Raw genomic sequence first — 12,813 nt, forward strand, 5'->3', positions numbered from 1 at the left:
CGGGAGTTGGGCGGGCCCAGGACCGGACAGCGCAGACGGGCCGGGCGGGCGGTTCCGGCCACAGTGCCGAAACACCGTCGTGGAAGACTCCGGAACCGGAGGTGGTGGGGATGGCCCTTCTCCGGCCGGAGAACCCGCAGCAGGCGCGACTGGTCCGGCTGCTGCGCGACGAGGGCCCTCGTTCCCGGGTCGAGCTGGGTGATCTGCTCGGCCTGTCGCGTACCACTCTCACCACCGAGCTGGATCGCCTCGTCGCCCGTGGCCTCGTCGAGACCGCCGGTCCGGCCGCCTCCCGGGGCGGACGGCGCTCGTCCCTGCTGCGGCTCGCCGCCGGAGTACGGTTCGTCGGCGTGCTCGTCGGGGCCGACCGGATCAGCGTGGCGGTCACCGACGGCGAGTTGAACGTGCTGGCCGAGACCAGCGAGCCGGCCGACGTCCGTCGGGGCCCCGAGCCGGTGATCGGGCGGTGCGTCGAACTCGTCGGCAAGCTCCGCGCCGAGGCGGGGGGTGGCGAACCCACCGGCGTCGGTGTCGCGCTGCCCGGGCCGGTCGACAACGGCGCCTCCATCGCGCCGACCGCGCTGCCCGGCTGGCAACGCTTCCCGGTCCGGGACGCCTTCGCGGCCGAGCTGGGCTGCCCGGCGCTCGTCGACAACGACGCGAACGTGCTGGCGCTGGGCGAGCAGCACGCCGGCATCGGCCGCACCTTCGACGACTTCCTCTATCTCAAGCTGGGCGCGGCGATCGGCTGCGGGCTGGTACTCGGCGGCACGCTCTACCGGGGTTCGACCAGCAGCGCCGGCGACATCGCGCACCTGCCGCTGTCCGAGGACGGGCCGACCTGCGCCTGCGGGGAGGTGGGTTGCCTGGAGGCGTACTGCGGCGACGCCGGACTGACCCGGGCCGCGACGGCCGCGGCACGGACCGGCCGCTGCGCGCCGCTGGCCGCGCGGCTGACCGAGGCCGGCACGTTGACCGTGTCGGACGTCGCCGCCGCCGCGCTCGCCGGGGACCCGACGGCCCAGGCACTGGTACGCGACGCCGCGCGCCGCCTCGGCCAGGTGCTCGTCGGCCTGGTCAGCTTCTTCAACCCGGGCATCGTGGTGATCGGTGGCGCGCCGGAGGGGCTCGGGCACATCCTGCTCGCCGAGGTACGCGGCGTGGTCTACCGCCGGTCGGCGCCGACGGCCACCGGCACCATGCCGGTGGTCCTGTCCGACCTGGCCGACCGGGCCGGCCTGGTGGGCGCGGCCCGGCTGGCCAGCGAACACGTCTTCGCCGTCGACTGACCGGGGTGTGTCGACCGGGGGCCGGACAGTCGGCCCCCGGTCGGCGGGATCGGTCCTTGCTGCTGAGTCGGCGGGATCAGTCCTTGCTGCTGAACGCGGCGTCGAAGGCGGCGGACGGGGCGTCGAAGGCGAGGCGCCGGACGAACTGGAGCGCCTCGGGCGCACCGACCAGCCGGTCCATCCCGGCGTCTTCCCACTCGATCGAGATCGGCCCGTCGTAGCCGATCGCGTTCAGGGCCCGGAAACAGTCCTCCCACGGCACGTCGCCGTGCCCGGTGGAGACGAAGTCCCAGCCGCGCCGCAGGTCCGCCCAGGGCAGGTGCGAGGCCAGCCGACCGCGCCGACCGTCGCCGGTGCGTACCTTGGCGTCCTTGCAGTCGACGTGGTAGATCCGGTCGGCGAAGTCGAAGATGAAGTTGACCGGGTCGAGCTCCTGCCAGACGAAGTGCGACGGGTCCCAGTTCAGTCCGAAGGCCGTCCGGTGCCCGATCGCCTCCAGGGTGCGCTTGGTGGTGTAGTAGTCGTACGCGATCTCGCTCGGGTGCACCTCGTGGGCGAAGCGGACCCCGACCTCGTCGAACACGTCCAGGATCGGGTTCCACCGGTCGGCGAAGTCCTGGTAGCCGCGCTCGATCATCGACGGCGGCACCGGCGGGAACATCGCCAGGGTGTGCCAGATCGACGAGCCGGTGAAGCCGACGACGGTGTTGACGCCGAGCTTCGCCGCCGCGCGGGCGGTGTCCTTGATCTCCTCGGCGGCCCGCTGGCGTACGCCTTCGGGTTCGCCGTCGCCCCAGATCCTGGCCGGCAGGATGCCCCGGTGCCGCTCGTCGATCGGGTGGTCGCAGACCGCCTGGCCGACGAGGTGATTGGAGATCGTGAAGACCTGGAGGTTGTGCTTGGCCAGCGTCTCCCGTTTGCGGTCGACGTACGAGTCGTCCGCCAGGGCCTTGTCGACCTCGAAGTGGTCGCCCCAGCAGGCGATCTCCAGCCCGTCGTAGCCCCATTCGGCGGCGAGCCGGCACACCTCGTCGAACGGAAGGTCGGCCCACTGGCCGGTGAACAGCGTGATCGGTCGCGCCATGTCCTTCTCCCCTGTGCGTGTGGTGGGGATTCCGTACCTGCGTGACCGGGGCGAGGGCGGCCGGACGTGGCGGCCTGCGAGGGCGTGGACCGGTGGGCGCGGTGGCACCTGGGACCGACGGGTTGCGCCTCCCGTCGGTGCACCGGCCACCTCGCGGTCGCCGCCTTCACTCTAGGCGCGCCCTGCGCAGTAGCGGAAGGCGTAACGCGCGTGCGGAGGGTGTAGCGCGCTTGCGGCGGATGTAAGGAAGGGTCCCCTGCTAACGCCTCGTGCATAGCAGGGGACCCCTCCTAACCCGTCAGGGCAGGACCCAGCGCTGGTTGGCGTTGGTGTGGCAGGTCCAGAGGTGGACCGCCTGGCCGTCAGCCGAGCTGTTGTTCGACACGTCCAGGCACTTACCGGACTGCGGGTTACGCAGCGTGCCGTTGGACTGTGCGGACCAGTTCTGGGCGCCGGAGCCGTTGCACGTCCAGAGCTGGATCTTCGTGCCGTCGGCCGAGGCGCCCCCGTTGACGTCCAGGCACTTGCCCAGCGCGCGGATGGTGGAGTTCGGGGTGACCGTCCAGGTCTGTGCCGTGCTGCCGTTGCAGGTCCAGATCTGGATCTGCGTACCGTCGGCGGTCGCCGCGTTCCGCACATCCAGGCACTTGCCCGCCAGACCGGTGATCCGTCCGGTGCCGGTGGGCGGCGGGTTCGTACCGCCCAACTCCTTGATCCGGATGTTGCGGAAGAACGCGTCGTCACCCGTACCGTGGTTCTGGATGCCGATGTGGCCGGCGAGCGACCGGACCGGGTCCGTGTTGGTGAAGTCGTTGATCTTCGACCCGTTCAGGAAGACCTGGAGGCGCTCCCCCTCCACCAGCAGCTCGTAGGTGTTCCACTCCCCCGCCGGGTTCAGCGCGGCGTCACGGGCGGCGAGGTCGGCGGACTTGAATCCGTAGATCGCGCCGGTGGTCCGGTCGGCGGCGTCGGTGGGGTCGATCTGCACCTCGTAACCGTTGTTGATGGCCGAGTTCGGGTCGCTCGACGGCGGGAAGCCGATGAAGACGCCCGAGTTGTCGTCCCCGGCGAGCCGCCAGTCCAGCTTGAGCGAGTAGTTCGTGAACTGCTTCGCGCTGTACCAGTACAGGCCCATCCCGCCGACCGAGGTCAGCGTGGCGTCCGAGTTGGTGAAGCTGCCCGGCCCGGCCTGGGACCAGCCGGTGGTCGAGCCGTTGTAGAGGGCGGTGTAGCCGGTCTCCGGGCGGCAGTCGGCCTTGGTGCGGGCGGCCGCGTACCGGATGCCGCCGAGCAGGTGCGCCCGGAACGCCGGCTCGGCGTACGAGGCCTGGGTGTGGCCGCCGCCGGTGTAGAAGGACCGTCCCGAGTTGACCGTCTTGCACCAGGCGATCGGGTGGTCGGCACCCATCACCCCACCCGAGTACGTCGACTCGTCCAGAGTGGCCAGCACCCGCGCGCCGGAGCGGGCGTTGGTCTGGAAGTCGTACCACTCGTCGGTGCGTACCCAGTTCTGCGGCAGGTGGGCGGTGGCCGCGTGGGCGCGGTTCTCGACCCGTACGGTGGCCTGCTGGATCGCCGGGTGCGAGCGGAAGTACGCGCCGACCAGGTTGCCGTAGAAGGACCAGCCGTACTCGGTGTCGGCGGCGGCGTGCACGCCGACGAATCCACCGCCTGCGTTGATGTATGACTCGAAGGCGGTCTGCTGGGTGGCGTTGAGGACGTCGCCGGTGGTGTTGAGGAAGACGACCGCCTCGTACTGGGCGAGGTTGCCGGTGGTGAACGCGGCGGCGTCCTCGGTGGCGGTGACGGTGAAGCTGTTCGCCGCGCCCAGGTCGCGGATGGCCTGGGTGCCGACCGCGATGGAGTCGTGCCGGAAACCGGCGGTCTTGGAGAAGACCAGCACGTCGTACGGGGCGTCGGCGGCGCTGGCCGGGGTGGCCGGTGCGGTGCAGGCGAGGACGGCGAGGACGGCGGTGGCCAGGCCGGCGGCGGGTCTTCTGAGGAGTCTGCGCATGTCGCTCTCCCTACGGTTCGTGGGTGTGAGGAGGGGACCCCTGCTATGCACGAGGCGTTAGCAGGGGACCCCTCCTTCTGTCAGGGCAGGACCCAGCGCTGATTGGCGTTGGTGTGACAGGTCCAGAGGTGGACCGCCTGGCCGTCAGCCGAGCTGTTGTTCGACACGTCCAGACACTTACCGGACTGCGGGTTCCGCAGCGTCCCGTTCGACTGCGCGGACCAGTTCTGGGCAGCCGAGCCGTTGCACGTCCAGAGCTGGATCTTCGTGCCGTCCGCCGACCCGCCCCCGTCGACGTCCAGGCACTTGCCCAGCGCGCGGATCGTCGAGTTCGGCGTCACCGACCAGGTCTGCGCCGCGCTGCCGTTGCAGGTGTAGATCTGGATCTGCGTACCGTCGGCGGTCGCCGCGTTCCGCACGTCCAGGCACTTGCCGGCCAGACCCGTGATCGGGCCGGTGCCGCCGGTGTTCCCGCTGCCCGTGGTGAAGGTGAACGAGTCCAGGTCGTACAGCGATCCGGTGCCGGTGCCGGCGAACGTGAGGTAGAGCGTGGTGGTGCCGCTCGGCGGGTTGGTGATCGCGCCGCTCACGGTCGTGAACGTCTCCCAACCGCCGGTCACCGGGACGGTGGCCGAGCCGAGCACGGTGCCGGTGGCCGAGCCGGCGCGTACCTGGAGGGTGCCGCCGGAGCCGGCCGAGGAGACCCGGGCGCTGAACGACGTCACGTTGTTGATCCGGTACGGCTCGAACGCGATCCAGTCGCCGTTGTTGATGTTGCCGACCGTCTTGCCGCCCTCGGCCGGGGCCTTGTCGAAGACCGCGATGCCCGACGAGGTCTTGTAGTGCTCGGCCTGTCGGCTGCGCGGCTGGAGGATGTGCTGGGTGTGGGTGGTGAGCCCGCCGGTGTCGGTGTACTCGGCGTCGAAGATCGCGAAGATGTTCGCCGCGTAGTCGTGTTCACCGTCGACCGGGATGGTGATGGAGCCGGAGCAGCCGGTCTGCGAGGTGATCTGGTGGCCGTGGCTGTCGTGGCCCAGCACGTAGGTCATCCGGACCTTGGTGCAGTCGATCGTGCCGTCCTCCGGGTCGGTGACGGTGATGCTGAACGGCACAGTGTCGCCGAAGGAGAAGAGTGAGCCGTTGACCGGGCCGTTGATGGTGACCGTGGGCGCGGTGTTGCCGACCCGGATCTGCACGCTGGCGTTGCCGGTGGCGCCCTGCGGGTCGCGGACGGTCAGCGTGGCGTTGTACGTGCCGTTGGCGGTGTACGTCTTGCTCGGGTTGGCGGCCGTCGACGTGGTGCCGTCGCCGAACGCCCACGAGTAGGTCAACGCCCCACCCTCCGGGTCCGACGACCCGGCCGAGGAGAAGTTCACGGTCAACGGGGCGACCCCGGAGGTCCGGTTCGCCGACGCCACCGCCGTCGGGGCACGGTTGCCGCCGCCCACGTAGTCGTAGCGGTAGAGCGCCGAGTTGGCGTCGCCGTTGAAGTACCCGGTGCCGTAGTCCAGCACGTAGAGCGCGCCGTCCGGCCCGAAGGCCATGTCCATGACCTGCTTGCCGTTCCACGGGAAGGAGGCGTCGATGGCACCCACCGAGCCGTCGCTGTTGATGTGGATCGGCTTGATCCAGCCACGCCCGAACTCGCCGGCGAAGAACTGGCCGTCGAAGCTCTGCGGCCACTTGGTGGTCGACGTGGACGCGGCGTTGTAGCGGTAGACCGGGCCGCCTGCGGGTGACTCGGAGCCGCTGCCGAACTCCGGCGGGCTGCCGGCGTCTCCGGCGTACCGGATCCAGGCGGGTTTGGCGGCCGGCAGGGTGGTCAGGCCGGTGTTGCGGAACGAGTTGTTGGTCGCCCCGCCGGTGCAGTTGTACTTCGGGCCGGCGGTGCCGTTGGCGAAGTTCCACTCGGCGTACGTCTCGTTGGTGGTGTTGGTGCCGGTGCAGTACGGCCAGCCGTAGAAGCCGGGCGCGGTGATCCGGTTGAACTCGACCTGCCCGCTGGGGCCCCGGCTGCTGGTGGAGCCGGCGTCCGGCCCGTAGTCGCCGACGTAGACGATGCCGGTGGCCTTGTCGACGCTCATCCGGAACGGGTTGCGCAGGCCCATCGCGTAGATCTCGGGGCGGGTGCCGGCCGTACCGGGGGCGAACATGTTGCCGGCCGGGATGGCGTACGTCCCGTCGGCGTTCACCTTGATGCGCAGGATCTTGCCGCGTAGGTCGTTGGTGTTGGCCGCGCTGCGTTGCGCGTCGTACGCCGGGTTGCGGTTGGTCCGTTCGTCGATCGGGGAGTATCCGGCGGAGTCGAACGGGTTGGTGTCGTCGCCGGTGGAGAGGTACAGGTTGCCGGCGGCGTCGAAGTCGATGTCGCCGCCGACGTGGCAGCAGATGCCCCGGTCGGCGGGGACGTCCAGCACGTCGACCTTGCTGGACTGGTTGAGCGTGAAGTCGGCGTTGAGGGTGAACCGGGACAGCCGGTTGACGCCGCGCCAGGCGGAGAAGTCGCTGGCGGTCGCCGGGGCGTCGCCGGACGGGGTGGACAGCGGCGGGGCGTAGTAGAGGAAGACGTGCCGGTTGCTGGCGAAGTTGGGGTCGACGCCGACGCCCTGCAACCCTTCCTCGTCGTGGGTGTAGACCGGGACGGTGCCGATCACGGTGGTGGTGCCGGCCGCGTCGGTGCGGCGCAGCGTGCCGTTGCGGGCGGTGTGCAGGACCGAGCGGTCGGGCAGCACCGCGAGGGTCATCGGCTCGCCGACCTCGGCCACGCCCTTGGCGAGGGTGACCTGCTGGAAGTCGGTGGCGACGATGGGGTGGGCCTGGGCGGGGGTGGGGCCGCCGAGGGCGGCCGGCCCGGCACCGAGGGCCACTGTGCCGGCGGTGACGGCCAGCAGCAGCGCCGAGGCGCCGGTGAGCCACCGTGCGGGGTGGCGGTGGTGGTGGGTGGACATGCGAGTCCTGTCCCTTCCTGACGAGTGACTGCCAGGGCGGGGCGCGCGCCGTCGCGCCGGATGCCGTAGCGGGAGGGGTGCGGTGGTGCTGTCGTGGGTTCCCGCGCCGCCGGTTCACCTCGACGAAACAATCCGGTGCTGGCGATGACACTAAACGACATTGGTCGATGTGTCTATATCTTCCGCCGAGTCGGCACTGACTTTCGTCAGTTCGATCAAAAGTTGCCGGGGTGGCGGGTCAGTGCCGACGGTCGATCGCCTGTCTTGCCAGCGCGCTCAGCGCCGCGCGGCTCTCCGGCGTCACCGGGACGTGCGCCAGCACGGCCAGCGCCGCTTCGGCGCGTCGCCGGATCATCCGCTCGATCTCGTCCCGGGCGCCGGTGCTCTCGATGATCTTCCGCAGCTCGGCGGCACCGTCACCGTCCAGGTCCGGGTTGCCGAACAGCTCACGCAACCGGGTGCTCTGCGACCGGTCGGCGGCGGCGCGGGCAAGGGCCATCATCACCGTCGGCTTGCCCTCGCGCAGGTCGTCCAGCACGGACTTGCCGGTGACCGCCGGATCGCCGAACACCCCGAGCACGTCGTCGCGGAGCTGGAAGGCGTCCCCCAACGGGTCGCCGAACTCGACCAGCGCGGTGACCAGTTCGGGTGGCGCGCCGGCCAGGGTGGCGCCGATCTGCAAGGGCCGGGTCACCGTGTAGCGGGCCGCCTTCATCCGAATCACCGTGAGCGCGCTGGCCACCGAGCCGTCGCCGACTCCGGACACCAGGTCGAGGTACTCCCCCGCGATCACCTCGGTCCGCATCAACGCGAAGACGCCGTACCCCCGGTGCACCGCCTCGGCGGTCAGCCCGCACTCGTGGAACATCTGGTCCGACCAGGCCGCACAGAGGTCGCCGCAGAGCAGGGCGGTGTTGCGCCCGTACGCCTCGGGGTCGCCCCGCCACGACGAGCGGGCGTGCAGGTCGGCGAAGATCCGGTGCACCGAGGGCTCACCCCGGCGGCGGTCGCTGCCGTCCAGGATGTCGTCGTGGATCAGCGCGAACGCGTGGAACAGCTCCAACGCCGCGGCGGCGGTCACGATCGGCGTGCCGTCCGGGCCACCGGCGCCCCGCCAGCCCCAGTAGCAGAACAGCGGACGCAGCCGCTTCCCGCCGGCCAGCACGAACCGGTGCAGCGTGGTGAAGACACCCCGGGGCGCGCCGTCCGGCCAGTCCGGGTCCTGCCGGTCGAGGAACGCGGTCAGCTCGGCGTCGAACCTGGCTCGTAACGCGCCCGCGTCGGCGGACGGCACCGTGACGGTCACCGCACCGGGAGCCCGGCCAGGTGCAGCAGCAGCCCCTTCACCTCCGTGGCAGCGATCCGGTCCCGCGCCGCCGAGCCGTCCGAGCAGAGCAACACCGGCCCGTCGGCGGGGTCGGCGGGCAGCCGGCCGTGCGAACCACGCACCGCGGCGGCACCGGCGTCCAGACCGACCACGCTCATCAGGTACCGCATGCCGAGCTTCTTGCGCGCCAGGGCCACCCCGGCCCGTCGCTTCGCCGCACCGGGGGCGGCCGGGTCGAAGAACAGCTCCGCCGGGTCGTACCCGGGTTTGCGGTGGATCTCGACCAGTCGGGCGAAGTCCGGCGCGCGGGTGTCGTCGTGCCAGTAGTAGTAGGTGAACCAGGCGTCCGGCTCGGCGACCAGCACCAGTTCACCGGCGCGCGGATGGTCCAGCCCGTACGCCGCCTTGCCGTCGGCGTCGAGCACCTCGGCCACTCCCGGCAGCGCGGCGCAGAGCTTCGCCACCGTCGGCACGTCCGCCGGGTCCCGCACGTACACGTGGGCCACCTGGTGGTCGGCGACCGCGAAGGCCCGCGACGTCCACGGGTCCAGGTACTCCATCCCGGCCTGCGTGTAGACCCGCAACAGCCCCTCGGCCCGCAACAGCCGGTTGACGTCGACCGGCCGGGACACGTCGGTGATGCCGTACTCCGAGAGCACCACCACGGTCGCCTCGCGGTCCCGCGCGGCGTCCAGCAGCGGCCCGAGTACGCCGTCCAACTCGGCCGCCGCCGCGGCGGCCCGGGGCGAGGAGGGGCCGAAGCGTTGCAGGTCGTAGTCGAGATGCGGGACGTAGACCAGGGTCAGATCCGGTGCCTCTTCCTCGACGATCTGCTGGGCGGCCCGGCAGATCCACCGCGACGACGGCAGCCCGGCGCCCGGCCCCCAGTAGGTGAACAGCGGGAACGTGCCCAGCCGCGCGGTGAGTCGGTCGTGCAGCTCGGGCGGGTCGGTGTAGCAGTCCGGTTCCTTGCGGCCGTCGGCGTAGTAGACCGGCCGGGGCGTGACCGTCCAGTTCACGTCCGCGCCCATCGCGTACCACCAGCAGACGTTCGCCACGGTGTAGCCGGGCTCGGCCCGCCGGGCCGCCTGCCACAGCTTCTCCCCGCCGACCAGCGCGTGGTGCTGCCGCCACAGCAGCACCTCGCCGAGGTCCCGGAAGTACCACCCGTTGCCGACGATCCCGTGCTCGGTGGGAAGCGCCCCGGTGAGGAACGTCGACTGTGCCGAGCAGGTCACCGCCGGCAGCACCGTACCCAGCTCGGCCTGGAAACCGGCGTCGGCGACCGCCCGGAGCCGGGGCATGTGCGCCAGCAGCCGGGGGGTCAGTCCCACCACGTCCAGCACCACCAGGGGTCGGCTCACGACGGTCCTCCAGGGTCGGTCACGGCGTCACCACCGCTTGGGTCGGGGTCAGCCCGAGGGTGACCAGTTCGTCGCGGGTGAAGGCCAGTTCGGCGGCGATCCCGGCGGCCAGCTCCGCATCGGTGCGCGGGCGCCGCCGGACCGGCAGCACCCCCCAGGTGTACGTCTCGACGTCGAGGTGGTCGCAGCCCGCGTCGTCGCCCCCGAGCAGGACGGCCAGCGCGTCGCGCAGCACCGGCAGCGTCGAGCCCAGCGGCGGCTCGGGCGGGGCGTGCAGCGGCACGTGGTAGTGCACCCGCCACGGGCCGGGCAGTGCCGCGTCGAGCGCCGCGTCCAGGTCGTCGGCCGCCCAGGCCGGGTCGGCGGGGTCGCCCGCCGCCGACGACGAGGCCGGGCCGCTCGACCGGCCGTCGGTGGCGGTGGCGGTGGCGCAGCTTGCGGCACGGGTCTGGTGCAGGAAGCGCGGTTCGACCCAGCGGCGTAGCGCATCGGCGTCGCCGACCGGGTCGGCCGCCTCCAGCGCGGCGGAGACCTGCACCTTCACCACCGGCAGCCCGGCGGCGGCCAACCGGTCGAGGGCGGCGACCGGCTCCTCCCAGGCACAGGCGAGGTGGGCGAGGTCCAGGCAGATGCCGAGCCGCTCGGTGTCCATCCCGAACAGCGCGGTGGCCGCCTGCGCGCTGCTCTCCACGACACAGCCGGGCTCCGGCTCGAAGCCGACGCGCACCGTCCGGCCGGTCTCCCGCTCCACTGCGGCGAGCCCGGCGGCGAGCTGGTCCAGCCGCTGCCGGGCCGCGTCCGCACGGGCGGTGTCCCAGGAGGTACGCCAGGCCAGCGGCAGGGTCGAGACGGAGCCCCGCACGGCGTCGTCGGGCAGCAGGTCGGCCAGCACCCGGGCCAGGTCCAGGGTGTACCGGAGCCGCCGCACGTCGGTCCAGTCCGGCAGGTACACCGCCCCCTTGACCACGGGTGCCTGGAAGGCCGCGTACGGGAAACCGTTGAGGGTGACCACCTCCAGCCCGCGTACGGTCAGCTCGGTGCGCAACCGGCGACGGGTGTCCGGATCGGCGGCCAGTTCGGCGGCGACCGGGGCGGCCAGCCACAGGCCGAGGCCGAGCAGGTCGCTGCCGAGCGTCTCCCGGACCGGCACCGCGTAGCGGTCGAGCTGGGCGACGATGCCGGCGAGGTCCTCGGCGGCGTGCACGTTGGTGCAGTACCCGAGGTGCACGGTGCGCCCGCCGGGATGGCGTAGCCGCATCAGCCGCCGCCACGCAGGATCGAGTTGCCGGCGAAGGTGGGCTCGGCGTCGACGTCGGTCAGGTCGAGCCGCCCCGACTGGCCGTAGAACTCGACCGGGTTGCGCCACAGCACCAGGTCCACGTCGTCGTCGGTGAACCCGGCCGCCAGCATCGCCTCGCCGGTGGCCCGGGTCAGCAGCGGATCCGAGCGCCCCCAGTCGGCGGCCGAGTTGACCAGCACCCGCTCCGTCCCGTACGCCCTGAGCAGCTCGACCATCCGGGGCGGCGACATCTTGGTGTCGGGATAGATGGAGAACCCGAGCCAACAGTCGCTGTCCCGCACGGCGCGTACGGTCACCTCGTTGAGGTGGTCGACCACCACCCGCCCGGCGCCGATCCCCGACTCGGCGACCACCGCGAGGGTGCGCTCGACGCCCCGGGCCTTGTCCCGGTGCGGGGTGTGCACCAGCGCCGGCAGCCCGTGCTCCACCGCCAGCGCGAGCTGGGCGGCGAAGACCTCGTCCTCCTCCGGCGTCATCGAGTCGTACCCGATCTCGCCGACCGCCACCACGCCGTCCTTCTCCAGGTAGCGCGGCAGCACGTCGAGCACCGCCCGGCAGCGCGGGTCGTTGGCCTCCTTCGGGTTCAGCGCGATCGTGGCATGGTGGCGTACGCCGAACTGCCCGGCCCGGAACGGCTCCCAACCGACCAGCGAGTCGAAGTAGTCGGTGAACGAGCCGACGCTGGTCCGTGGCTGGCCGAGCCAGAACGCCGGCTCGACCACCGCCCGGACCCCTACGGCGGCCATCCGCTCGTAGTCGTCGGTGGTGCGGGACGTCATGTGGATGTGCGGGTCGAAGATCCGCATCACACCTCCCTGTGGTGGGTGGTCAGCCGGTCCAGCAACGCGACGGCGTCGGCGGGCATCTCCCGCCCGGCGGCCCGCCGCTCGTCGGCCAGCCCGCCGAGCATCTGCGTCAGCTCCCCGTCGGCGCGGGCGTCGAGGTCGGCCACCACGGCCAGTGGTACGCCGGTGAAAACACACTTGAGCACCGCCTGCCGCCAGGCCGGCTGGTCGAGGTGACGGGCGTACGGGCCGAGGGCGGCGGCGACCAGCCGGGTGTCGTTGGTGCGGATCGCGTCGTGCAGCAGCGGCACCCCGGCCGCGCCGATCGGCAGCAGCGGCAACGCCTTGAGCACCGCCCGCTTCTCGGCCGCGTCGCCGGTCCGGTACAACGTCTCGGCCTGCCCGGCGAGCCCGGTATGTGCGGTCGGCAGGGCGGTCAGCAGCAATGCACGAGCCGCCTCGTCGGCGGTCCAGCCGGGCAGGTCGGGCAGCTCGGCCCGACCACAGTGCCGTCCGGCGGCGGGAAAGAGCCGCGCGATCGTGGCCGGCTCGGCCGCGACGCGCCGCAGCGCCGTCGCCAGCCACTCCGGGTCGGGTACGCCCCGCAGGGCCGCCCGCAGTTCGTCCGGTGTCATCGCCGTCCGCACCCCTTCCGCTACCGCCGTCCGCGCCCGTACTACTTCCCTGCGGCCCCTTTGCCCT

At 71.9% G+C, this 12,813-nt stretch carries 9 protein-coding genes; 1 reads left to right on the plus strand and 8 read right to left on the minus strand.

Going from position 1 to position 12,813, the window contains the following annotated elements; all coding sequences use genetic code 11:
• The first annotated feature begins 110 nt into the window (after positions 1 to 110).
• The gene (locus tag ACIBO1_RS24835) at positions 111 to 1,289 is read left to right on the plus strand and encodes an ROK family transcriptional regulator (protein WP_396750482.1); all 1,179 of its coding nucleotides are present in this window, start codon (positions 111 to 113) and stop codon (positions 1,287 to 1,289) included.
• A 76-nt stretch (positions 1,290 to 1,365) separates the two neighbouring features.
• On the opposite strand, the gene ACIBO1_RS24840 is transcribed toward ACIBO1_RS24835, so the two are convergent.
• The 8 genes from ACIBO1_RS24840 to ACIBO1_RS24875 form a co-directional block, all read right to left on the minus strand.
• Positions 1,366 to 2,373: a sugar phosphate isomerase/epimerase family protein gene (locus tag ACIBO1_RS24840; RefSeq protein ID WP_396750484.1), complete on the minus strand. Its 1,008-nt coding sequence runs from the start codon at positions 2,371 to 2,373 to the stop codon at positions 1,366 to 1,368.
• Positions 2,374 to 2,671: 298 nt separating this feature from the next.
• A complete protein-coding gene (locus tag ACIBO1_RS24845; protein ID WP_396750486.1) occupies positions 2,672 to 4,387 on the minus strand; it encodes a ThuA domain-containing protein in 1,716 nt (571 codons plus the stop codon).
• Positions 4,388 to 4,467: 80 nt separating this feature from the next.
• On the minus strand, positions 4,468 to 7,335 hold the full coding sequence (locus ACIBO1_RS24850; RefSeq protein ID WP_396750488.1) for a PQQ-dependent sugar dehydrogenase: 2,868 nt from the start codon (positions 7,333 to 7,335) through the stop codon (positions 4,468 to 4,470).
• Positions 7,336 to 7,573: 238 nt separating this feature from the next.
• Positions 7,574 to 8,641, minus strand: a complete 1,068-nt coding sequence (locus ACIBO1_RS24855; RefSeq protein ID WP_396750490.1) for a polyprenyl synthetase family protein — start codon at positions 8,639 to 8,641, stop codon at positions 7,574 to 7,576.
• Positions 8,638 to 10,026: an alkaline phosphatase family protein gene (locus tag ACIBO1_RS24860; protein ID WP_396750492.1), complete on the minus strand. Its 1,389-nt coding sequence runs from the start codon at positions 10,024 to 10,026 to the stop codon at positions 8,638 to 8,640. Before ACIBO1_RS24860 ends, ACIBO1_RS24855 begins: the two co-directional genes overlap by 4 nt.
• A 19-nt stretch (positions 10,027 to 10,045) precedes the next feature.
• On the minus strand, positions 10,046 to 11,284 hold the full coding sequence (gene eboE / locus ACIBO1_RS24865) for a metabolite traffic protein EboE (protein ID WP_396750494.1): 1,239 nt from the start codon (positions 11,282 to 11,284) through the stop codon (positions 10,046 to 10,048).
• A complete protein-coding gene (locus ACIBO1_RS24870) occupies positions 11,284 to 12,132 on the minus strand; it encodes a TatD family hydrolase (protein ID WP_396750496.1) in 849 nt (282 codons plus the stop codon). Before ACIBO1_RS24870 ends, eboE begins: the two co-directional genes overlap by 1 nt.
• Positions 12,132 to 12,746 (minus strand): EboA domain-containing protein, encoded by a 615-nt coding sequence (locus ACIBO1_RS24875; RefSeq protein ID WP_396750498.1) that lies wholly within the window; start codon positions 12,744 to 12,746, stop codon positions 12,132 to 12,134. The genes ACIBO1_RS24870 and ACIBO1_RS24875 overlap by 1 nt, the downstream gene beginning before the upstream one ends.
• Positions 12,747 to 12,813 lie beyond the last annotated feature (67 nt).

The organism is Micromonospora sp. NPDC049903 (assembly GCF_044460945.1).
Taxonomy (GTDB): domain Bacteria; phylum Actinomycetota; class Actinomycetes; order Mycobacteriales; family Micromonosporaceae; genus Micromonospora.

What these genes read in the sequence shown, in the direction of transcription:
- ACIBO1_RS24845 (WP_396750486.1), bottom strand. Translation starts at nt 4,387, where the DNA reads ATGCGCAGACTCCTCAGAAGACCCGCCGCCGGCCTGGCCACCGCCGTC.
- ACIBO1_RS24875 (WP_396750498.1), bottom strand. Translation starts at nt 12,746, where the DNA reads ATGACACCGGACGAACTGCGGGCGGCCCTGCGGGGCGTACCCGACCCG.
- ACIBO1_RS24850 (WP_396750488.1), bottom strand. Translation starts at nt 7,335, where the DNA reads ATGTCCACCCACCACCACCGCCACCCCGCACGGTGGCTCACCGGCGCC.
- ACIBO1_RS24840 (WP_396750484.1), bottom strand. Translation starts at nt 2,373, where the DNA reads ATGGCGCGACCGATCACGCTGTTCACCGGCCAGTGGGCCGACCTTCCG.
- ACIBO1_RS24835 (WP_396750482.1), top strand. Translation starts at nt 111, where the DNA reads ATGGCCCTTCTCCGGCCGGAGAACCCGCAGCAGGCGCGACTGGTCCGG.
- eboE (WP_396750494.1), bottom strand. Translation starts at nt 11,284, where the DNA reads ATGCGGCTACGCCATCCCGGCGGGCGCACCGTGCACCTCGGGTACTGC.
- ACIBO1_RS24870 (WP_396750496.1), bottom strand. Translation starts at nt 12,132, where the DNA reads ATGCGGATCTTCGACCCGCACATCCACATGACGTCCCGCACCACCGAC.